At 36.2% G+C, this 21,764-nt stretch carries 21 protein-coding genes; 9 read left to right on the top strand and 12 right to left on the bottom strand.

The window, feature by feature from the left end; translation table 11 throughout:
* Positions 1-423: 423 nt before the first annotated feature.
* The 4 genes from ACZZZW_RS16055 to ACZZZW_RS16040 form a co-directional block, all read right to left on the bottom strand.
* Positions 424-1,329, bottom strand: a complete 906-nt coding sequence (locus ACZZZW_RS16055) for a ribonuclease Z (RefSeq protein ID WP_463497770.1) — start codon at positions 1,327-1,329, stop codon at positions 424-426.
* A 69-nt stretch (positions 1,330-1,398) separates the two neighbouring features.
* Positions 1,399-1,776, bottom strand: a complete 378-nt coding sequence (locus ACZZZW_RS16050; protein ID WP_055913865.1) for an STAS domain-containing protein — start codon at positions 1,774-1,776, stop codon at positions 1,399-1,401.
* Positions 1,777-1,819: 43 nt separating this feature from the next.
* Positions 1,820-2,764 (bottom strand): phosphoribosylaminoimidazolesuccinocarboxamide synthase, encoded by a 945-nt coding sequence (locus tag ACZZZW_RS16045; RefSeq protein WP_463494881.1) that lies wholly within the window; start codon positions 2,762-2,764, stop codon positions 1,820-1,822.
* Between the two features lie 143 nt (positions 2,765-2,907).
* A complete protein-coding gene (locus ACZZZW_RS16040; RefSeq protein ID WP_029275135.1) occupies positions 2,908-3,867 on the bottom strand; it encodes a PhoH family protein in 960 nt (319 codons plus the stop codon).
* A gap of 103 nt (positions 3,868-3,970) precedes the next feature.
* On the opposite strand from ACZZZW_RS16040, the gene ACZZZW_RS16035 reads away from it, so the two are divergent.
* Entirely contained in the window at positions 3,971-4,750 is a 780-nt protein-coding gene (locus ACZZZW_RS16035) for an SAM hydrolase/SAM-dependent halogenase family protein (RefSeq protein ID WP_055913876.1), read from the top strand.
* 224 nt (positions 4,751-4,974) lie between these two features.
* Positions 4,975-5,493 (top strand): hypothetical protein, encoded by a 519-nt coding sequence (locus ACZZZW_RS16030; protein WP_463494878.1) that lies wholly within the window; start codon positions 4,975-4,977, stop codon positions 5,491-5,493.
* 227 nt (positions 5,494-5,720) lie between these two features.
* Here the strand turns inward: ACZZZW_RS16030 and ACZZZW_RS16025 are convergent, their stop codons facing one another.
* The 7 genes from ACZZZW_RS16025 to ACZZZW_RS15995 form a co-directional block, all read right to left on the bottom strand.
* Entirely contained in the window at positions 5,721-6,671 is a 951-nt protein-coding gene (locus ACZZZW_RS16025) for a D-2-hydroxyacid dehydrogenase (RefSeq protein WP_200912343.1), read from the bottom strand.
* Between the two features lie 77 nt (positions 6,672-6,748).
* A complete protein-coding gene (gene serC, locus ACZZZW_RS16020; protein WP_463494876.1) occupies positions 6,749-7,822 on the bottom strand; it encodes a 3-phosphoserine/phosphohydroxythreonine transaminase in 1,074 nt (357 codons plus the stop codon).
* A 278-nt stretch (positions 7,823-8,100) separates the two neighbouring features.
* Positions 8,101-10,527, bottom strand: coding sequence for a TonB-dependent receptor (locus ACZZZW_RS16015; protein WP_463494874.1), 2,427 nt, complete (start codon positions 10,525-10,527; stop codon positions 8,101-8,103).
* Positions 10,528-10,662: 135 nt separating this feature from the next.
* On the bottom strand, positions 10,663-11,334 hold the full coding sequence (gene rpe / locus ACZZZW_RS16010; protein WP_463494873.1) for a ribulose-phosphate 3-epimerase: 672 nt from the start codon (positions 11,332-11,334) through the stop codon (positions 10,663-10,665).
* A gap of 292 nt (positions 11,335-11,626) precedes the next feature.
* Complete coding sequence (gene pnp, locus ACZZZW_RS16005) at positions 11,627-13,762, bottom strand: polyribonucleotide nucleotidyltransferase (protein ID WP_463494871.1); 2,136 nt, start codon at positions 13,760-13,762, stop codon at positions 11,627-11,629.
* A 177-nt stretch (positions 13,763-13,939) separates the two neighbouring features.
* Entirely contained in the window at positions 13,940-14,224 is a 285-nt protein-coding gene (gene rpsO / locus ACZZZW_RS16000) for a 30S ribosomal protein S15 (RefSeq protein ID WP_055913898.1), read from the bottom strand.
* Between the two features lie 172 nt (positions 14,225-14,396).
* Positions 14,397-14,600 carry a hypothetical protein gene (locus ACZZZW_RS15995; protein ID WP_463494869.1) on the bottom strand — a complete coding sequence of 68 codons (204 nt, stop codon included), beginning with the start codon at positions 14,598-14,600 and terminating at the stop codon, positions 14,397-14,399.
* Positions 14,601-14,698: 98 nt separating this feature from the next.
* Between ACZZZW_RS15995 and ACZZZW_RS15990 the strand changes: the two genes are divergently transcribed.
* The 6 genes from ACZZZW_RS15990 to ACZZZW_RS15965 all read left to right on the top strand — a co-directional run bounded on the left by ACZZZW_RS15990 (position 14,699) and on the right by ACZZZW_RS15965 (position 20,656).
* Positions 14,699-15,118 (top strand): acyl-CoA thioesterase, encoded by a 420-nt coding sequence (locus tag ACZZZW_RS15990; RefSeq protein WP_463494867.1) that lies wholly within the window; start codon positions 14,699-14,701, stop codon positions 15,116-15,118.
* Between the two features lie 272 nt (positions 15,119-15,390).
* Positions 15,391-16,815, top strand: coding sequence for an MATE family efflux transporter (locus tag ACZZZW_RS15985; RefSeq protein ID WP_463494865.1), 1,425 nt, complete (start codon positions 15,391-15,393; stop codon positions 16,813-16,815).
* A gap of 224 nt (positions 16,816-17,039) precedes the next feature.
* Entirely contained in the window at positions 17,040-18,827 is a 1,788-nt protein-coding gene (gene lepA, locus ACZZZW_RS15980; protein WP_463494863.1) for a translation elongation factor 4, read from the top strand.
* 84 nt (positions 18,828-18,911) lie between these two features.
* Positions 18,912-19,832, top strand: a complete 921-nt coding sequence (locus ACZZZW_RS15975; protein ID WP_463494861.1) for a bifunctional 5,10-methylenetetrahydrofolate dehydrogenase/5,10-methenyltetrahydrofolate cyclohydrolase — start codon at positions 18,912-18,914, stop codon at positions 19,830-19,832.
* A gap of 140 nt (positions 19,833-19,972) precedes the next feature.
* Positions 19,973-20,233, top strand: coding sequence for a DUF6364 family protein (locus ACZZZW_RS15970; RefSeq protein ID WP_463494859.1), 261 nt, complete (start codon positions 19,973-19,975; stop codon positions 20,231-20,233).
* A 3-nt stretch (positions 20,234-20,236) separates the two neighbouring features.
* A complete protein-coding gene (locus tag ACZZZW_RS15965) occupies positions 20,237-20,656 on the top strand; it encodes a type II toxin-antitoxin system VapC family toxin (RefSeq protein WP_463494857.1) in 420 nt (139 codons plus the stop codon).
* A 40-nt stretch (positions 20,657-20,696) separates the two neighbouring features.
* Here ACZZZW_RS15965 and ACZZZW_RS15960 read toward each other — a convergent pair whose 3' ends face one another.
* Entirely contained in the window at positions 20,697-21,032 is a 336-nt protein-coding gene (locus ACZZZW_RS15960; RefSeq protein WP_463494855.1) for a Rieske (2Fe-2S) protein, read from the bottom strand.
* A gap of 107 nt (positions 21,033-21,139) precedes the next feature.
* On the opposite strand from ACZZZW_RS15960, the gene ACZZZW_RS15955 reads away from it, so the two are divergent.
* On the top strand, positions 21,140-21,763 hold the full coding sequence (locus ACZZZW_RS15955) for a 7-carboxy-7-deazaguanine synthase QueE (protein ID WP_463494853.1): 624 nt from the start codon (positions 21,140-21,142) through the stop codon (positions 21,761-21,763).
* The last annotated feature ends 1 nt before the right edge of the window (position 21,764 follow it).

Genomic DNA, 21,764 nt, shown 5'->3' with positions numbered 1-21,764 from the left:
GAAAGATAATTATTGGAGAAAAGTATTATTCTGAACGACAATTTATTTTATAAAAATCAAAAGCATTAAGATTCCCGCATGCGCGAGAATGACGACTTTGTTAGATAAATTTGTTGAAGATACTGAATGAAACGTAGTCGAGAAATGTGTTTAATAGATCTCTCCGTTTCGCTGCGCTTCAGTCGAGATGACGGCAATACTTAGAAATGTTTCATTCTCAAGTGTCATTTTGAGCAAGGTAGAAGGATAATTATTGGAGAAAAGTATTATTCTAACCGCCAATTTATTTTATAAAAATCAAAAGCATTAAGATTCCCGCATGCGCGAGAATGACGACTGTGTTAGGTCACGCAAAAAAATCAGTATGACGAATGGCCTTCCATCCTCTCTGTGCATTCCTCTGTAAACTTTGTGGTAAAAAAATTATAACTGGAAAGTCCTGCCTTCAACCGCCAACTCCGTATTTTCAAAAACATATTGTGCTTCTTCCAAGAGCATTTGTAAGGTTTTGTAACGCGAAGAAAAATGTCCGATGAGTAATTTCCTTACCCCGTTGATTTTAGCTACCTCTCCTGCCTGCAAAGCGGTAGTATGATGTGTTTCATTAGCTCGATCTAAAAGCTCGTGTAAAAACGTTGCTTCATGATATAACGTATCGCAGTTTTTTATAGAAGAAAAATAACTTTCGTCAAACAAAGTATCAGAACAGTAGGCATAACATCTCGGTGGATCAGCATCTGTGGTATAATCTGCACTTCGCAGGATCTCTCCATTTGGCAGTTCTACATCCACTCCTTTTTTTAAGGCCGTGTAATAAGCAACGGGTACATCGTTTGTTTTTTCTTTAATTAGCTTACGTTGACGTTTTTTTTGCTGAAAAATGAAGCCCGTGGTAGGGATACGATGATTTAAAACAATTGTTTTAACTGTTAAATCACTATTCTCGAAAATTTGTACCGGTTGATCTGCTTCGATTGGAAAAAACTCGATTGGATACCTCAATATGGTATCGGAATATTTGAATTGAACTTCAAGAATTTCCAACAACGGTTTAGGTCCAAATATCTGCATGGGCTTGGTCCGGCCGTTTAAATGCAGACTTGATAATAACCCGATTAATCCGAAATAATGGTCGCCATGTAAATGACTGATAAAAATATAGTCAATCCGGGTAGCCTTTAAGTTGTATTTGGTTAATTGTTGCTGTGTGCCTTCCCCACAATCAATCAGGTAATATTTTTCATTACAATTTAAAAGCTGTGCCGATGGGTTCCTGTTGAATACAGGTGTAGCAGAACTGCTTCCTAAAATTGTAACTTCAAATTTCATCATGGTAAGATATAAAAAGCCTCGTAGATTTTTATAAACTACGAGGCTAGAATGTTATGTAAATTATAGTTATTTAGCGCCTCTGAACTCTTTCTCCAACTCATCCATAAAAATGAAATCAGTTGCTTCCTCTAATGTATTAACAAACGTTACAGACTGGAATATGTTTGATAATTCTATAATTGAAGCAAGCTCGTCGTTAATTCCGGTTACAATAAATAAACCTCCGGCTGATTTACAAAGTCGATCACCCACCAATAAACAGCTTAAATCCTGCGCATCATTACACTCGGTAACATGACTTAAATCAACGATAATATTCTGAAATCCTTCTGCATTAAGTAAATAGAATTCGGATTTTAAGCCGGGTGCATTATCGTTTGTAAACTTAGTTTCTTCTAACTTTAAGGTTACATATTTATCGTGTTTATCTACTGAAAATTTCATCTCTCTGATCTTTATTTTACTAATGTATAAATTTCTTTCGAATTTAAAGTGTTTCTAAAGCCTTTAAAACATTCGCTTCAATACGACTTGAAATGGCATCAGCATCAGCTTTTATAAATGTTTCTCTAACAATTTGTTCGTAAAGTTCAATGTACCTTTCTGAAATTGAATTAACAATTTCTGGTGACATTTCTGGCACAACCTGACCATCTTTTCCCTGAAAACCATTTTCTATCAGCCATTTTCTTACAAATTCTTTCGAAAGTTGTTTCTGAGGCTCATTACTGTTTTGGCGATCCTGGTATCCTTCTTCATAAAAATACCGCGATGAATCCGGGGTATGAATCTCATCTATCAGGTAAATTACACCATCAGCAACTCCAAACTCATATTTTGTGTCTACCAATATCAATCCACTTTTTGCAGCAATCTCAGTTCCACGTTGATACAATGCATAGGTATAATCTTCTAATTTCTCGTAATCGGTAATAGAAACTATACCCTTTGCCAAAATATCTTCTTTTGAGATATCTTCATCATGCCCTACTGAAGCCTTTGTTGTTGGGGTAATAATAGGGTTAGGCAATCTGTCGTTTTCTTTTAAGCCATCTGGTAAGGCAACGCCGCAAACCGATCGTTTTCCAGCACTGTATTCTCTCCATGCATGTCCGGCTAAATAACCTCTGATAACCATTTCTACCTTAAATGGTTCGCAAATACGGCCAATGGTAACCATCGGATCTGGAACAGCTAAAACCCAGTTGGGAACGATATCTTGAGTGGCTGCTAAAAATTTAGCTGCAATTTGGTTTAATACCTGTCCTTTAAATGGAATGGCTTCGGGCAATACAACATCAAAAGCAGAAATGCGATCTGATACTACCATAACCATAAATTGATCGGCTATTGTATATACATCCCGAACTTTACCTTTGTAAAAATTACTTTGATTTGGGAAATTAAAATGGGTTTCTTTTAGTGCTTTCATGAGGGGATAAAAATAGGAAAAAAGTACGAAAGTCCGAAGAATGGAGTCAGATGATAAAAGGTGTAAAAAGCAAAAGTCCGAAGTCGACCTGTTACAAAACTTAAACTTCGGACCTCGGACTTTGCTGGCTGCTAACCTTTAGCTTACTGAATATCTCCGTAAGCTTTCAAAATATCTTTTACCAACTTATGTCTTACCACATCTTCCCCACTTAGGTAGATAATGTCAATTCCTTTAATATCCTCCAAAATTCTCAAGCCGTTAAATAAACCCGACATTTGTTTCTTAGGCAAATCAATCTGGGTAACATCTCCCGTTACAATAAACTTAGCGGTTGGGCCCATACGTGTTAAAAACATTTTTAACTGCATGTCTGTTGCGTTTTGGGCTTCATCTAAAATCACAAAGCAGTTATCTAAAGTACGGCCACGCATAAATGCCAATGGAGCAATTTCAATTGTACGGTTTTCGATATAGAATTTTAATTTTTCTGCAGGAATCATATCATCCAGCGCATCGTAAAGCGGGCGTAAATACGGATCAATTTTTTCCTTTAAATCACCAGGTAAAAAACCAAGGTTCTCTCCTGCTTCAACAGCCGGACGGGTTAAAATGATGCGTTTAATTTCCTTGTTTTTTAAAGCCCTCACGGCTAAAGCTACTGCGGTATATGTTTTTCCTGTTCCGGCAGGACCAATGGCAAATAAGATATCATTTTTGGCAATACTGCTCACCATTTTACGCTGATTTGCTGTTCTTGCCTTAACTAAAAGACCATTTGTACCAAAAACAATAACTTCTCCACCGCCTCCGGTAGGTTGTTCTACATCTTTTTTTACTACACCGGCTGCTTTTGCACCAAGTATAGATTCTACATCATTATTGGTAAGTGAGCTATATTTTTCGAGGTGTGCAATAAGCTGGTTAAACTTATCCTCGAAAGCCTTAAGTTCCTGTTCATCACCGAGAACCTTAACATCACTTCCTCTCGCTACCAGTTTCAACTTCGCGAAAGCACCTTTAATCATTTCGTAATTCTCGTTATTCGGGCCCCAAAAGTGAGCGGGATTTACGGTATCCAGGGTTAATTTTAATTCGTTCAAACTGTAGTATTTTAAAAAGTTATCGGGGTATATTAATTAAAATTTGAATATTTGCAGACGCTTAGGCCTGTACACAAGAATAAGCAATAATAATGAATTTTTAATGGGGATAATTACTTTAACAACAGATTTAGGTTCAAAAGATTTTTACCAGAGTGCCCTTAAAGGTAGTCTGTTGAGTCTTATGCCTAATGTTAATTTAGTTGATATTACCCATGAGGTTCCATCTTTCAATATTTCATACGCGGCATTCGTATTAAAAAACGCATATCCCTACTTTCCAAAAAATACGGTACATTTAATCGGTATCGATTCTGTTTACAGCGAAAACACTAAATATATTGCCGTAAAGCACCGGGATCATTATTTTGTAGGTGCCGATAATGGTATTTTTTCACTTCTTTTTGATGACATTCCAGAAGATGTAGTAGAGCTGAATATTATGCAGGATCTGAAATATTTACACTTTCCGTTGGTTGATATTTTCGTTAAAGCAGCCACACATCTTGCCAAAGGCGGGAAGCTGAAAGATATAGGTTTACCTGTAGCAGAGATTGAGCAGAAGATGCTTTTACATCCTGTTATTGAGCGTGATGTGATCCGTGGAAGTGTGGTTTATATAGATACTTTTTGCAACGTAATTACGAACATAACGAAAGATCTTTTTACTAAAATTCAAAAAAACAGGGATTTTACTTTGTACTTTAGAAAGAGTGAAACCATTACCCAGTTGAGCTGGCATTACAACGAAGTGCAGGAAGGTGAAAAACTTTGCCTTTTTGGTATAAGTAACCATTTGGAAATTGCCATTAACAAAGGAAAAGCCAGTGGATTATTGGGTTTACATTTAGGTGATATTGTACGGGTTGAGTTCCATCCTTAACAAGCTGAAAGCCCAAAGGTAAAAAACCAAAGAAAAAATTGAAAAAAGGAAATTTCTCCAATTGCCGTCATTTTGATTGGATGAAATAGCGATCTTGGCCAACAAAGTCGAGAATCTGTCTAAATAGATCTCTTCGTTCTGATATCGCTACCGTCCGAGACGATCATTTTTTTGAGCCAATTAACCAATAAAACAACTTCTACCCTTTTCGCGTTTATATCCACATGAAGAAATATTTTTATCTGCTCTCGGTTATCTTTTTTAGTTTTCAGGCTTTTGCACAGCAAGATACAGTTGCTTATGCAGCTCAACGCGCAAAAGTAAATTCTTTATTAACGGAAAGGAGTACAAGATTTGGACAATATGATGAAAGTTTAAATCAACGTACAGGCATATTTGGCTGGCAAACAAAAAGGGATATCAAAAATTCAAATGAGATCCTCCGTCAGGTAGTGTTAACCGATAATAATATTTTTAAGGAACTTAAGACCTTAATGGATTATAAGGATTTGCAAAATCAACAGAAAGTAGCGGTAGCTGATCATTCGCAAGAACGCATTGAACGTTATATGCAAACCATTAAAAAATTGCAGGATCAGAATGCACAGCTTAAAGAAGATTTAGAAAAAAAAAATAAAGGCGGCTTATCAACCTATATTATTGCTTTTTTAGTTTTAGTAATGGCAAGTGGGTTTTATTTTTTCAATAGAAAACTACAGAGGTATGAAAAAAGGACTGTTTAAAATCTTGGCAAAGATAAACAAGGCTGTTCTGCCAAGCTTGTATAAAAAAGACCCGAATAAGCTCACTACTTTTCAGAAAGCGATTTTAGGCTATCGGTATTGGGTTACAACAAACGCGTTAGACTAATTAAAAAACCCTCACAGGTTTAATTCGTAGGTATTTATGTTTTACAACGGCCTCATTAAGGGCTGTGCCGTTTTAAAACCTGTGAGGGGTTAAAATATTATTATTTCTTAAAATGCTCAATAATCAATGTAGCCAATTCCGTACCAATACGTTCTTGTGCTTCGTTGGTTGATGCACCAATATGGGGTGTCAATGAGATTTTAGGATGTGTTAAAATTTCTGCCAATGGAGTTGGTTCGTTATCGAAAACATCTAAGCCAGCAAAAGAAACTTTGCCAGAATTTAAAGCTTCGATTAAAGCAGGCTCATCAATCGTTCCTCCACGAGAACAGTTTACAATACCAACTCCGTTTTTCATTTTAGCAAATTCTTCTGCACCTAAAATTGGTTTATCCGCAAATGGGGTGTGCAAACTAAAGAAATCACTACCTGCAATTACCTCGTCTAACGAAACAGTTTTAATTGGAATACTTACTGATTTTCCGCCTTGAAACTCTAATGTAATTTCAGATTCTGAAGGATATAAATCGTAAGCCAACACATTCATGCCTAAGCCTAAAGCCACTTTAGCAGTAGCGCGACCGATACGACCGAAGCCGATAATACCAATGGTTTTACCACTTAGCTCAGTTCCTTTGGCATAGGCTTTTTTGAGGTTGTTAAATTGTGTTGAACCTTCTACAGGCATTTTACGGTTAGCATCCTGTAAGAATCTGATACCTGTAAACAAGTGTGAAAATACCAATTCAGCAACTGATAATGATGATGCAGCTGGCGTATTTACCACATTAACACCTTGACTGCGTGCATATTCCACATCGATATTATCCATACCAACTCCACCTCTTCCAATTAATTTGATATTTGGAACGGCATCAATTAACTCTTTCCTAACTTTTGTTGCACTACGAACAGTAATTGCATCGTAGTTTTTTAAAGCTTCTGCTAATTTATCTTGAGGAACGGTTTCAGTATCAACCTGAAAACCGGCTTTTTCTAATAATTCTTTTCCGATCGGATCAATCCCATCGTTTGCTAATATTTTAATCATTTTATCTATGATTGCACAGCGTTAGTTGATTACTTCGACTAAAAAATCGCAGTAATTATCTGTGGTTAAAATTTAAATTAATTTGCTTTTGCTTGTTGTTCTTCAAATAGTTGCATGGCATCAATTAATGCATGTACACTGGTAATCGGTAAAGCATTATACATAGATGCTCGGAAACCGCCAACACTTCTGTGTCCTTTAATACCCACTATACCTTGCTCTTCAGCATATTTTAAGAATGGTTTTTCTAATTCAGCATTTTCCATTACGAAACAAATATTCATTCTGGAACGGTTTTCAACTGCGCAAGTTCCTTTAAATAATGGATTGCGATCAATTTCTCTGTAAAGTGCTTCTGCTTTCTGTTTATTTTCTTTTTCAATTTCAGCAACACCACCTTTTGATTTTAACCAGCGAAGATTTAACAAAGCCACATAAATTGAAAAAACAGGAGGTGTATTGTACATTGAATCATTATCAATATGAGATTGATAGTTCAACATTGAAGGAATTTTACGGTCAATTTTACCTAAAGCATCATTTTTAACAATAACGATAGTTAAACCCGCCGGACCTACATTTTTTTGTGCTCCTGCATAGATTAAATCAAATTGGGAAACATCAATTACGCGGCTCATGATATCAGATGACATATCGCAAACAACAGGTATATCCGTTTTTGGTACTTCAAAAAGTTCAGTTCCATAAATGGTGTTATTCGAGGTATAGTGGAAATAAGCACTATCAGCCGGAATTTCGAAATCTTTTGGAATGAATGTGTAGTTTGCATCTTTTGAAGAAGCTACAACGTTTACATTGCCAACAAATTTAGCCTCTTTTAATGCTTTGGTTGCCCAAACACCAGAATCTAAGTAACTTGCTGTTTGTCCGTCTCCCAATAAATTCATCGGAACCATTGCAAACTGTAAACTTGCACCACCTTGTAAAAATAAAACGGAATAACCCGACGGCACATTTAATAATTCCTTTACCAACTTCTCAGCTTCAGCAACAACTGCCTCAAATTCGGTTGTTCTGTGCGAAATTTCTAAAATTGATAATCCATCGTTAAAATCTAAAACAGCCTGAGCTGCTTGTTTAAACACTTCTTGAGGTAAAATACAAGGGCCTGCGCCAAAATTATGCTTCATCTTATTATATAATGTTTTATGGCCGTAAATGTAAAATTTTTAAAGCAGTTATGCCTATAAAATCGTATCATAAAAAATTAAATTTTGTTAAAAAAAGCCCGGAATTCATAGGATTTATTGCAGTTTTTGCAATTAAAACGTTTAACTAGAAAACTTGCATTTCTTTTGATTTTTGGAAGGTTATAGCCCCGGCTTTATCGATTTACACATCCAAACTCATAGATTTTTTTGCCTGGATGGTTCGCAATAAAAGATCTTAAAAATTCAAAATCTAAAAACTACGGCTTGTTCTTCAACTTCACGATCAGTTTTAAGTTAAACTGCCTGCCTGTTAAATAATTAGGAATTGCATATTGTACGTTATCTACATCTTTTAGCCATAGATAAGAAACCGTATTGTCGATATTAAGCATGTTAAAAACTTCAATAAACAGAATAACCGAGCTGAAATTTTTATCTAAAAATTTAGGTTTATGCAATGCAGCATCATCCAGAAAATCTTTAGAAAAACCAATATCCACACGTTTATAAGAAGGAATAAAAAATTTGTCCAAATATCTTGGCGTTTGCGATGGCCCAATGGGTAATCTTGAACCATAAAGTGCATTGAGGTGTACTTTATAGGTTGGACTATTCAATAACCTATCCTGAAAAAATATTGAAAAATTTAAACGCTGATCAGTTGGTCTTTTTAAATATCCCGGATAAATTGTTGTGCCATTCTGAACATAGCTATCGCCGATAATATCCTCATTGGCATGCATTACCGACATTCTGAAATAAGATACCAAATCCTTAACAAACTCCCCTCCTATACTGAAATCCGCACCATAAGCATAACCTCTGGAAACTTCGTTAGCCAGATACTTAATTCTTAAATTATCGATTTTATAAGGAATTAAACGATCAGAATATTTAAAATAAGCCTCAGATGTGAATTTTAACCGCGTACCAAAAGCATCAAAAGCATACTCGTAACCCAAAGAGGTGTTGTAAGAACTTTGCGCTTTCTGATCGGTATTCAATATTCCAGAAAAATCTCGAATGGTGCGGTATGATGGTGGCTGTTTGTAAACGCCAGCTGAAAATCTCAATATTTTGTTGTTGGAGTTCGGCCTGTAGGCAATTAGCATCCTCGGACTGATTAATAACTGCTTACTTAATGAACTGTAAGTAGCACGAGCACCAAGCTGTAAATCAGCAGAATTTGAAAGGGAATAACTATCTTGTATGTAGGCACTAAAGTTTTTAATGTCTAAATTATTTTGGACATTAATTACATTTTGCAATGTGATATTTTTTGAATTGTTTGGAAGAATAAAACCGGCAGAATCCGTATAGTTATATTCATTCAACTGATCATTGTATTTGGAGTTGTCAAATTTTAAACCCCAGGAAAAAACATGGTTGTCGAAATTCTGATCTACCTTAATTTCTGAAGCAAAAATCTTCGTATCAAGGCTATTTCTTCCATAGTTATAATAGCTGCCAAGGCCCCTGTTTTTATTGATTACGCCAAAATTTTCTCCCGGAAAAGTATTATCTATTTCGTCAAAAATATAAGTGCCGTTGATATCGAACCGCTCTCTCTCAATAGTATTGAAATAACTGTTAATAAACTTAATTACGAGGTTTGGTTTGGGCGAATAGGTTGCTGTAACCGCACTTCCTAGCGTTTGGTAATCATCAATCTCCTGGCCAGTATAATCAACATTTAACCTTAGTGTAGTACTTAAAGTTCCGAACTGCGTTTCCCTGTTGGTGGGCACCAGCTTAAATTGACCGAGATTAAAACTGCCCAGGAAACTGATATTGAATTTTGAAGAAAAATCATATTGGTAAAGTAGTTGTGCATCGGCAAAATTTGGACTGTAACTGCCTTTCTCGTCTTGTTTGATTAATACGCTGGAATTGTTTTTATAGCGTAACCCAGCCAATAGAAAACTATTTTTAAATATTTTTTTGGTACTTAATGAAGTATTTAAGAGGCTTGTGCTGAAAATAGTTTGATTGCTATCCGGTTTGTCGTATTTAATATCTAAAATAGAAGAAAGTTTATCACCATATTTTGCCTCAAAACCTCCGGCAGAGAATTTAGCTTTACTCACCAGATCTGAATTGATGAAACTTAATCCCTCCTGCTGCCCATTGCGGATCAAAACCGGCCGATTGATTTCTACATCATTGATGTAAATTAAGTTTTCGTCGAAATTACCGCCTCTAACACTATATTGAGCACTTAATTCATTATTTGTAGATACCCCGGGAAGCGTTTTGAGCATGGTTTCAAAATTGCCAGAAACCATGGGCATTGCAGCAACATCAGCAATGTTAATCGTGGTGGTATTGCTTAACTGATTTTGTTTATTTGTAATATTTACTTGTTCTAGTTCGTTGATATTGGCTGTTAAATTTACTTGTTTGATAATTCTTGCCCCCGAACGTTCACTGAATTTCAACGTCTGCGGCTGATAGCCCAAGAGGGAATACTTAATGCTAAAATTTTTCGATTTGGAGTAAACAGTATAAACCCCGAATTCATCTGTTACAGTTGATTGTGCCTGCCCTAAAACAATTACCGTAACTTGTGCTAAGGGTAATTTTTCATCACTATAAACTATCCCCGAAACCCTAACTAATGGCTGAGCAACAGCAAAACTGCAACCGGCAATTAATAGGAACAGGATTAGCCGAAATTTGAGCATGGATTACGCGTAGAGATTTGGTTAATAAGCCACAGATAAACACAGTTATTTTACTTTAAAATATAGTAAAAGATTAATTTGAACCAAAATAAATGGCTTAAATCATACTTTAGCGCTAATATCTGTGTTTAAAATTTATGCGTTTACGCTTGTGGTAGTTAAGCTTTTCATTTTAGAAATGGTTTCCATTGGATTATCTGTTGCGAAAATTGCATTTCCAGCTACAAAAGCGTTAGCACCTGCGGATACTAATGTAGCAATATTTTGTAAACCAACACCACCATCAACCTCGATAATTAAGTTTTCGTTTACGCCTTGAATCAATGCTTTTAAATCCTTTATTTTTTTGTAAGTATTGTGGATGAATGCCTGGCCACCAAAACCTGGATTAACTGACATAATCAGTACCATGTCTAAATCTTCAATAACATCCTGCAGTAAAGTTACCGGAGTATGCGGATTTAGTGCTACACCCGCTTTGCATCCAGTTGCTTTGATTAACTGGATAGTTCTGTGCAGGTGAGTACAGGCCTCGTAATGCACGGTAATCCTATCCGCTCCTGCTTTGGCAAATTCATCTACGTATTTATCTGGCTCAACAATCATTAAATGAACATCCAGCGGTTTAATAGCATGTTTTTTTACAGCAGCCATTATAGGGAAACCGAAGGATATATTGGGAACAAAAACACCATCCATCACATCAACATGAAACCAATCGGCATCACTATGATTAATCATTTCAATATCGCGTTGTAAATTGCCAAAATCGGCAGAAAGTATGGATGGGGCAATGATGTATTTCATTTAATGATCTCTTAGTATTAAAGTAACATTTTAAAACGACCGTCACCCTGAATTCATTTCAGGGACTTATGATTGGGTAAGATGCTGAAATAAATCCGATAGCTATCAAATCAGCATAACAGTATGTTGCAAGTTACAAAAGAACTGTGAAAATTTTTAAATTAGAAACAAAGATGCTGAAATAAATTCGGCAAAATGAAGCACATTAATTCCATTTATAAATAAAAAACCCTTTCAGCTAAAAACTGAAAGGGTATAAATATCTAAAAGTCCCCTTTAGGGGATTTAGGGGTTACGCTTGCGGAGCAGCTGGTTTTTCTGGTCTTGGCAATAAAACTTTGCGCGAAAGTTTCATTTTACCTTGTTTATCGATGTCTAATAATTTAACCTCGATTTTATCACCTTCTTTTAGCACACCATCCATAGTCTCTAAACGTTCCCATGAAATTTCAGAGATGTGTAATAAACCATCTTTACCTGGCATAACTTCAACAAATGCGCCAAATGGCATAATTGATTTTACCTTACCTTGGTAAACTTCGCCAATTTCTGGCTTAGCTACGATGTTACGGATACGGGTAACTGCTGCATCAATAGCTGCTTTATTATCAGCAAATACTTCTACAATACCTTTGCCCTCAACTTCTTCGATAGAGATTGAAGCACCGGTTTCACGTTGCATTTCCTGAATAATTTTACCTCCAGGGCCGATAATTGCACCAATAAATTCTTTATCAATAGTTAAAGAAACAATACGTGGAGCATGCGGTTTGTAATCCTCATTAGGTGAACTGATCGTTTTCTTCATCTCGTTTAAGATGTGTAAACGACCTTCTTTAGCTTGTAACAAAGCTTTTGTTAAAACTTCGTAAGATAAACCATTGATTTTTAAGTCCATTTGACAAGCAACAATACCGTGTTCAGTACCAGTTACTTTAAAGTCCATATCACCCAAGTGATCTTCATCACCTAAAATATCAGATAGAATTGCATATTTACCAGTTTTCTCATCAGTAATTAAACCCATTGCAATCCCAGAAACTGGAGATTTGATTTTAATACCTGCGTCCATAAGTGCCAATGTACCAGCACAAACTGTTGCCATTGATGATGAACCGTTTGATTCCAAAATATCAGAAACGATACGGATTGTATATGGATTTGCTTCGCCCTGAGGCAATACTTTCTTAAGTGAACGTTGCGCTAAAGCACCGTGGCCAATTTCGCGACGGCCAGCACCTCTGTTTGGTCTAACCTCACCAGTTGAAAAACCAGGGAAATTATAGTGCAATAAGAATTTATTGTAACCATTGAAGAATGCACCATCAATCATTTGCTCATCATCTTTGCTACCTAAAGTAACTGATGTTAATGATTGTGTTTCTCCACGTGTAAATACAGCCGAACCGTGAGCAGCAGGTAAATAACCAACTTCACTCCAGATCGGACGGATTTCTGTTGTTTTACGGCCATCTAAACGGATACCTTCATCTAACAATAAGTTTCTGATGGCATCGTATTGAACATCATGGTAATAATGTTTAGCCATTGCTTTGGTTAAATCTGCAGTATCTTCTGGCATTGCCTCGAAGAATTCATTAATGATTGCAGTAAAACCTTCTTTACGAACATCTTTATTGCCACCAGCTTTAGCTACAGCATAAACTTTATCATAAGTATCAGCATAAACTTTAGCTTTCAAATCAGCATCGTGGTCTTCGTGGTTATATTCACGTTTAACGGTTTTGCCTGTAGCTTCAGTTAATTCAACCTGAATAGCACATTGAACTTTAATTGCATCGTGTGCAAATTTTAAAGCCTCAACCATTTCATCTTCCTGAATTTCATCACACTCACCTTCAACCATGCCTATATCATTTGCTGATCCGGCAACCATGAACTCTAAAGTTGCACGCTCTAATTGGCTAGCTAATGGATTGATTACCAATTTGCCATCAATTTTTGCAACACGTACTTCAGAAATCGGACCGTTGAAAGGAATATCAGATACTGATAATGCAGCTGAAGCTGCTAAACCTGCCAAACAATCTGGCATAATATCTTTATCAGCAGAGATTAAAGAAATCATCACCTGTGTATCAGAGTGATAATCACTTGGAAACATTGGACGTAAAGCTCTATCTACCAAACGTGAAATTAATACTTCGTAATCAGATAATCTAGCTTCACGGCGTAAAAAGCCACCTGGAATACGGCCAGTAGCCGCATATTTTTCCTGATAATCAACCGATAATGGTAAAAAATCAGTACCTGGTTTAGCACCAACAGTTGAAACTACAGTTGCAAGCAACATCGTATCACCCATTTTTACTACAACCGAACCATCAGCCTGTTTAGCCAATTTACCAGTTTCAATTTCTACAATTCTGCCATCGCCCAAATCGAACGATTTTTTTATTACATTCATTTAATTAGAATTATGGTGTGTTTTCCTCTTTCTACACACCGTTGTTTATATATGTTTTGTTTTTTGCAAACGAAGATAGTATTAAAAAAGCCTATCTATAATAAAACCCGTTAAAAAAATTAACAGGGAATTAAAAAGCCATTCCCTGAAGAATGGCTTTTAATGATAAACTTGCGCTTATTTTTGTTTGATGATATCACGAAGCGATAAAGCTTTGATGATAGCACGATAGCGCTCAATATCTTTTTTGTATAAGTATGCCAAAATACCGCGGCGTTTACCTACCAATTTTTGAAGTGACAACTGAGTAGAGAAATCTTTACGATTTTTCTTTAAGTGTTCTGTTAAGTGCGCAATACGGTATGTAAATAACGCTACTTGACCTTCTGCAGAACCCGTGTTGGTTTCTACCTCGCCGTGCTCTTTGAAGATTACAGCTTTTTTCTCTGGACTTAAATACATTCTTGAATAATATTAAAGCAATAAAAATTAATTAATTGTGGCGCAAAGATAAGGTTATTTTTAATTATAAGCAAGTGTTTAATTAACGATAAAATTAACGACATCAAATTGCTGAAACGTTTCCAATAACAAGAGCATCTCTGGATTTTCCTTATCGAACGACATATGAAAATTATCTGGTTGGCTTGCGTGTAATAATACCTTTTCCTTGTGGAGATTTTACAGGCTTACCACCATTCATGACAACGGAGATGTGGTTAAGTTGCAGAACATCGAAAAAGCGTTGCTCTGGCGTACGCCTTAAATAAACGTTTGCACGCTCCTCAATTATTGTTTCGCGTGGAAGTGTAATATCACATAAAGTGAGCTTTCCCATTTCATATCGAAAATACGAAAAATAGATGATATATCTTTACATCAATACATCTTTATATAAAGCCATCAAAAGCTTACTTTTGCACAAAACATTTAGACTTGGAAAAGAATCAATATAGCATTTTCGAAAGCGAATTACGTGTCCGTCCGGATGATATCGATATGTTTAACCATGTACATAATAGCAAATACCTGGATTATGTACTGGCTGCACGTTACGAACAAATGGAAAAGTTTTATGGCATGCCTTGGGAATATTTTACTAAACAAGGCTTAGGCTGGGTAGTAAGTCATGTCGATATTAACTTTAAACGACCACTTCTGATGAACGATTTAATGCTGATCAGGACCGGAATTTTAACAATGAATGATAAAGGTTGCGCTGTTCAATTCGAAATTATTAACCAAAAAACAGGCAAAGTGGCATCTGATGGTATTTTTGATTATGTTTTAATTGATTTGAATACAGGCCGTGGAACAAAGGTTTCAGAAGAAATGATTAAAGCCTACAGTATTTAATACTCATTAAGCAGATTATAATTCTGAGAATTCTGTGTTTCTGTGGCAAAAAGAAATCGCAAAATTTAATCAATCCTTTGAAAATTGGTCATCAAAACTTGACAATTCAAAATTTTAGCTATCTTTGTTACATCAAAAAGACCAGAGCCATGATAGTATCTGCAATCCGTTTTAGGTTCTAAACAACCGAGGATTTCCTTCCATTTCAATTTTAGGTATGTGCGCTTAATGCGTAACATTGGTTTTATACATTATACTTTATTATATATTATATGTCACAGTCTACAAAGACACAGGGCAAACTTTCGTCTTTTTTCGATATTCTCCTGCAATCTTTAAAAGGTCATGAGGTTGACTTAACTTCAATCAGTATTAAACGTGCAATTATTTTATTGGCCATTCCGATGATGTTGGAAATGGCTATGGAATCAGTTTTTGCCCTGGTCGATTTATATTTTGTTGGCCATTTAGAAAATAGCAGTTATGCAATACAAACCGTTGGCTTAACAGAATCGGTTTTGACTATTATTTACTCTCTTGCCATTGGTTTAAGTATGGCTGCAACCGCGGTGGTTGCCAGGAGAATTGGTGAAAAAAATCCAGAAGCGGCGTCAAAGGCTGGCATGCAGACGATTGTAATTGCGGTTTTCGTTAACATTATAATTAGTATTCTAGGCTTAATTTATGCAAAGGATATTTTACTGCTAATGGGCGCTTCAACTGAAACGGCGAATCATGGTACTACTTTCGTTCGGATAATGATGGGTGGAAGTATTATTATTGTACTTTTATTCCTAATCAACGGGATTTTTAGAGGTGCAGGCAACGCAGCAATTGCGATGCGGAGTTTATGGATTGCCAACATTGCAAATATCATCCTCTGCCCTATTTTTATTAACGGTTTCGGACCTATCCCGGCTTTTGGTTTAACAGGTGCTGCAATTGCCACCACAATCGGACGAGGTTTGGGTGTTATCTACCAGGTTTATAGTCTGTTCAGTGGAAAAAATGCATTAAAAATACGCATCAGTCATTTTGTACCTGATTTTACACAAATTAAAGCCATTATAAAGATTGCGGCCCCAGCTATTTTCCAGTTTGTGATTGCGAGTTGTAGCTGGGTATTTTTAGCGGAGCTGGTTGCTACTACAGGCGGTGACGAAGGTTCTGCAGGTTACCAAACTGCATTGCGCCTAATGATGTTTTTTATGTTGCCCGCATGGGGATTAAGTAACGCAGCTGCAACATTGGTAGGTCAGAATTTAGGTGCAGGCCATGTAGACCGTGCTGAAAAATCGGTTTTCCAAACCTTAGAGTATATTTTGATATTTATGGCAGTTGTAAGTGTAATTTTTCTTACCTGCGGACATCTTTTTGCTGCGTTTTTCACTTCCGATGAAAATGTAATTGCCATAGCAAGTAGAGCGTTAAAAATTTTAAGCATTGGTTTTGTAATTTACGGAGCCGCAATGGTATTTAGTAGCGCATTTAATGGTGCTGGTGATACCTGGACGCCCACTAAAATTAATATTTTTGCATTCTGGCTTTTCCAGATTCCATTGGCTTATTTTTTAGCTAAATTTTTAGATATGGGCCCAACAGGTGTTTTTATTGCCATTCCAACCGCCGAGGCAGGTATTGCAATAGCAGCTTTTATCCTGTTTAAAAAAGGTAAATGGAAGAAAACAATGGTTTAATTTTTTTATGGAATAAATAATAAAAAACTTCATAAAATTTCGCCATTGCGAGGCACGAAGCAATCTTAATGCACACGCAAGGGATGGTACTCACTCAAAATATATTTTACAAACCATCTCTTCGATAATAGAAAAGTCACTGTATTTGCTTTTCAAATCAAAGTGTTTTGTAGCAATATTTTCTAGATTAAAAATTACCTTAAAAAACATATCTTTGCGCAAAGATGAAGCATATACGTAATTTTTGCATTATTGCACATATCGACCATGGTAAAAGTACTTTGGCTGATAGGTTATTAGAATACACCGAGACAATTTCTAAGCGCGAAGCGCAGGCACAATTGCTCGATAACATGGATTTAGAGCGTGAGAGAGGTATAACGATTAAAAGTCATGCCATACAAATGAACTATAAAGTTGGTGATATTGAATACAATTTTAACCTTATTGATACACCCGGACACGTAGATTTTTCTTACGAAGTTTCGCGTTCGATTGCTGCCTGCGAAGGGGCATTGCTTATTGTTGATGCTTCGCAAGGTATTCAGGCACAAACGATTTCCAACTTATATTTAGCTTTAGAGCACGACCTTGAAATTATTCCGATTTTAAATAAAATGGATTTACCGGGGGCAATGCCAGAAGAAGTAAAAGACCAGATTATTGATTTGATCGGATGTAAACGGGAAGATATTATTCCAGCATCTGGTAAAACCGGATTGGGTATTCCTGATATTATCCAGGCCATTGTAGACCGCGTTCCTGCACCTATTGGCAATCCGGAAGCACCCTTACAAGCTTTGATTTTCGATTCAGTTTTTAACTCTTTCAGGGGGATTATTGCTTACTATAAGGTTGTTAATGGCGAGATTAAAAAAGGGGATAAAGTAAAATTCATCAACACAGGAAAAGAATATTTAGCTGATGAAGTAGGTATTTTGAAACTGGATATGGCACCACGTAATGTGGTTAAAACCGGAGATGTGGGTTACATTATTTCCGGGATTAAAGAAGCCAGAGAAGTAAAAGTTGGTGATACAATTACAACAACAGCAAGACCGTCACTGGATGCAATACAAGGATTTGAAGAGGTAAAACCAATGGTTTTTGCAGGTATTTATCCTGTTGATACTGATGAATTTGAAGAACTTCGCGAGGCAATGCACAAATTGCAACTCAATGATGCATCTATCGTTTTCGAACCTGAAAGCTCTGCAGCACTAGGTTTTGGTTTCCGTTGCGGATTCCTGGGCATGTTGCACATGGAGATTATTCAGGAACGTTTGGAGCGCGAATTCGACATGACGGTAATTACTACCGTTCCCAACGTATCTTACATTGCGCATACCACTAAAGGTGATGAAATTTTTGTAAATAATCCATCTGATTTACCTGATCCAAGTAAATTAGATTCTGTTGAAGAACCATTTATCAAAGCCAACATTATTACCAAAGCCGATTTTGTTGGCCCTGTAATGTCACTTTGTATTCAGAAAAGAGGAACAATTGTAAATCAATCCTATTTAACATCTGACCGTGTTGAATTGGTTTTTGAAATGCCAATGGGCGAAATTGTATTCGATTTTTATGATAAATTAAAAACGATTTCAAAAGGCTACGCATCTTTCGATTATCATCAGATTGGTTACCGTAAATCCGATTTGGTTCGTTTAGATATGTTAATAAATGATGAACCGGTTGATGCACTTTCCTCATTAATCCACAGAAGCAATGCTTACGATTTCGGAAAGAAAATTTGTGAAAAATTAAGAGAATTAATCCCTCGTCAACAGTTCGAGATTAAAATACAAGCCTCTATCGGTGCGAAAGTTATTGCGCGCGAAACATTAAGTGCCTTACGTAAAGATGTAACCGCCAAATGTTATGGAGGTGATATTTCACGTAAACGTAAATTACTGGAAAAGCAGAAAAAAGGTAAAAAACGTATGCGCCAGGTTGGAAATGTAGAAATTCCACAAAGTGCATTTATGGCGGTTTTAAAATTAGATTAACCCCCTAGCCCCCTGAAGGGGGAATTATTGGTGAGTTTTATTAAGTTAAATCTTAAATTATAAAATTATAACGAAGCAAGTTATATGAGCGATGCAAATTCAAAGTCCCCTTCAGGGGATTTAGGGGTATTATTAGACGGTAAATACGTATCAGAAAAAGTTAAAGTTCAGATTGCAGAAGAAGCTGCAGAATTTTTGAATAAAAGTGGTCGCAAACCACACCTAGTTGCCATTTTAGTGGGTAATGACGGTGGTAGTGAAACTTACGTAGCGAGTAAAATGAAAAACTGCGAAAAGGTTGGTTTTAAATCTTCATTGCACCGCTATGATAATTCGGTAACTGAAGCAGAATTGCTGGCAAAAATTGAAGAAATTAATCAGGATGATGATGTGGATGGCTTAATTGTTCAATTGCCTTTGCCAAAACATATTGATCCGGAGAAAGTAACCGAAACGATCGATCACCGAAAAGATGTGGATGGTTTCCACCCTGTAAATTTAGGTAGGATGATGCGCAATCTTCCATGCTTTATTCCGGCAACGCCCTATGGCATTTTACTGATGTTGCAAGAATATGGCATTGATACAATTGGAAAACATTGTGTTGTAGTGGGAAGAAGTAATATTGTTGGTAGCCCAATGAGTATTTTAATGGCTCGTAATGCTAATCCCGGCAATTGCACGGTAACACTCACCCACTCGCGTACAAGGGATTTGAAAGAGCAAATTCTTCAAGCTGATATTGTGATTGCAGCTATTGGTAAAAAGAATTTTGTTACTGCTGATATGGTTAAAACCGGGGCAATTATAATTGATGTAGGCATTAACCGTGAAACTTCTACCGAAACGAAATCTGGATTTAAGTTATATGGTGATGTAGATTTCGAAAACGTTGCACCTAAGGCTTCTTACATTACGCCTGTTCCTGGAGGAGTTGGTTTGATGACCATTGTTGGTTTATTGAAAAATACACTGGCATCTGCACGGAAAGAGATCTATTCTTAAATTAGAATCTTCAGGGCTTAAGGTTAAAGCCATAGCCCATAAAAATATTAAAGCGGTTCAATTAATTGAACCGCTTTTTTTACGTATGAAATTTTTTATTATCACGTATAATATTTATTTTTGAATAAATACATTATGATATGGATACCAAACTAACTTTAAGCTTTGATCAGGATGTTGTAGCAAAGGCAAAAAAATATGCTTCCGATAACAACATTAGTTTATCGCGTTTAATAGAGCATTTACTAACGCAGGTAACCGCCAAAGAATACAAATCTTTAGAGGATTATCCTATTGCAGATTGGGTAAGTATGGTTGCTGAAGGTGAAGTTGAGTATAAAAAATCACCAAAAAAAACTCGTCGGGATTCGAAAGATGAATTTTTTGCATCTAAAAAATAACATATGAAGATCTTTTTAGATGCTAATGTTTTAGTTTCAGTATTAAATAAGGAATATCCACTTTATACCTACTCCTCCAGAATTTTAAGTTTAGCATCTCACCCAAAATTTGAAGTATATACCTCTCCGCTTTGCTTAGCTATTGCATTTTATTTCGCAGAAAAGAAGCACAATGCACAACTTGCAAAACAGAAAATAGATTTACTCTGCCGATATATTAAAATTGCTCCCAACGCTTCTGAAGGGGTTTCAAATACCTTGAAAAATAAATCAATACATGATTTTGAGGATGGTTTAGGATATTATGCCGCTAAAACAGTTGGCAGTATGTGTATTGTAACTGAAGACATAAAGGATTTTTATTTTTCAGAAATAGAAGTTTTAAATTGTCAGGATTTTTTTAAAAGATTCTTGCTTAATTAGTTCTTCAGCATCTAATTAAATGTGAAATAGCTTTTTATATTTATCCCCACAGTTTACTCCACCAGCTTTCTTCAAAACCTATATATAATCCATCTTCGCGCAATTCTGTCGGGTAGATATTAATATAATCTCCTTGCCCTTCTGCACCCCTTCCTGTGCTTAAACTGTACTCGTACCGATGGATCGGGCAAACCAAATTTCCATTTTTGCACCAAGCACCACTAAAATGACCGCCTGCATGAGGACAATACGATTGTGTTGCAATAATCTTGTTTTCATTATTAATCAGACAGATCTGCTTCCCGGCAACTTCAATGGTTTTGATAGTCTCCAGATGGGGAATCTGATTATTATTTAGTGCCTTAAACCACTTCATGTTGCTAAAATACAGCAAATAAATATCACTCTTATTTCATCTTTACATTAAATTTCAAAAGAGAAACTGCTTCACCATATTTTTTTAAGATATTTGCATCCTCAAAAATGAAACAAGACATACCAGAAGACGGCACATTACTTCCTTTAATGGAAGAGTTTTACACCATACAAGGCGAAGGATTTAATACTGGTAAAGCAGCGTATTTTATCCGTTTAGGGGGCTGCGATGTAGGTTGCCACTGGTGCGATGTTAAAGAAAGCTGGGATGCTGAGATGCATCCGCTTACCCCATCAGATGTTATTGTGGAAAATGCAGATAAATTTCCGGGCAAAGCAGTTGTAATTACTGGCGGTGAACCTTTAATCTATAACCTGGATTATTTGACAAGTAAATTAAAAGAAAGAGGTATTTTAACTTTTATAGAAACTTCTGGAGCTTATCCGCTATCGGGCAATTGGGACTGGATCTGCTTATCTCCAAAGAAATTTAAAGCACCGAGACCAGATATTACGCCTTTTGCACACGAATTAAAGGTGATCGTTTTTAATAAAAGCGATTTTAAATGGGCAGAAGAATATGCAGCGATGGTTTCCCCTACCTGTAAACTCTATCTTCAGCCAGAGTGGTCTAAATCAAAAGAAATCACGCCTTTAATTATTGAATACGTAATGGCTCATCCTAAATGGGAAATTTCTTTACAAACGCATAAATTTTTAAATATTCCTTAAA

Source organism: Pedobacter sp. AC379, from assembly GCF_979258145.1.
This window is presented reverse-complemented; position numbering and strand designations above follow the sequence as displayed.

Excerpts from the sequence above, each read along its gene's own strand:
- ACZZZW_RS16055 (WP_463497770.1), bottom strand. The coding sequence starts at position 1,329 with ATGAAATTTGAAGTTACAATTTTAGGAAGCAGTTCTGCTACACCTGTA.
- ACZZZW_RS16050 (WP_055913865.1), bottom strand. The coding sequence starts at position 1,776 with ATGAAATTTTCAGTAGATAAACACGATAAATATGTAACCTTAAAGTTA.
- ACZZZW_RS16045 (WP_463494881.1), bottom strand. The coding sequence starts at position 2,764 with ATGAAAGCACTAAAAGAAACCCATTTTAATTTCCCAAATCAAAGTAAT.
- ACZZZW_RS16035 (WP_055913876.1), top strand. The coding sequence starts at position 3,971 with ATGGGGATAATTACTTTAACAACAGATTTAGGTTCAAAAGATTTTTAC.
- ACZZZW_RS16030 (WP_463494878.1), top strand. The coding sequence starts at position 4,975 with ATGAAGAAATATTTTTATCTGCTCTCGGTTATCTTTTTTAGTTTTCAG.
- ACZZZW_RS16025 (WP_200912343.1), bottom strand. The coding sequence starts at position 6,671 with ATGATTAAAATATTAGCAAACGATGGGATTGATCCGATCGGAAAAGAA.
- serC (WP_463494876.1), bottom strand. The coding sequence starts at position 7,822 with ATGAAGCATAATTTTGGCGCAGGCCCTTGTATTTTACCTCAAGAAGTG.
- ACZZZW_RS16015 (WP_463494874.1), bottom strand. The coding sequence starts at position 10,527 with ATGCTCAAATTTCGGCTAATCCTGTTCCTATTAATTGCCGGTTGCAGT.
- rpe (WP_463494873.1), bottom strand. The coding sequence starts at position 11,334 with ATGAAATACATCATTGCCCCATCCATACTTTCTGCCGATTTTGGCAAT.
- pnp (WP_463494871.1), bottom strand. The coding sequence starts at position 13,762 with ATGAATGTAATAAAAAAATCGTTCGATTTGGGCGATGGCAGAATTGTA.
- rpsO (WP_055913898.1), bottom strand. The coding sequence starts at position 14,224 with ATGTATTTAAGTCCAGAGAAAAAAGCTGTAATCTTCAAAGAGCACGGC.
- ACZZZW_RS15995 (WP_463494869.1), bottom strand. The coding sequence starts at position 14,600 with ATGGGAAAGCTCACTTTATGTGATATTACACTTCCACGCGAAACAATA.
- ACZZZW_RS15985 (WP_463494865.1), top strand. The coding sequence starts at position 15,391 with ATGTCACAGTCTACAAAGACACAGGGCAAACTTTCGTCTTTTTTCGAT.
- lepA (WP_463494863.1), top strand. The coding sequence starts at position 17,040 with ATGAAGCATATACGTAATTTTTGCATTATTGCACATATCGACCATGGT.
- ACZZZW_RS15975 (WP_463494861.1), top strand. The coding sequence starts at position 18,912 with ATGAGCGATGCAAATTCAAAGTCCCCTTCAGGGGATTTAGGGGTATTA.
- ACZZZW_RS15970 (WP_463494859.1), top strand. The coding sequence starts at position 19,973 with ATGGATACCAAACTAACTTTAAGCTTTGATCAGGATGTTGTAGCAAAG.
- ACZZZW_RS15965 (WP_463494857.1), top strand. The coding sequence starts at position 20,237 with ATGAAGATCTTTTTAGATGCTAATGTTTTAGTTTCAGTATTAAATAAG.
- ACZZZW_RS15960 (WP_463494855.1), bottom strand. The coding sequence starts at position 21,032 with ATGAAGTGGTTTAAGGCACTAAATAATAATCAGATTCCCCATCTGGAG.
- ACZZZW_RS15955 (WP_463494853.1), top strand. The coding sequence starts at position 21,140 with ATGAAACAAGACATACCAGAAGACGGCACATTACTTCCTTTAATGGAA.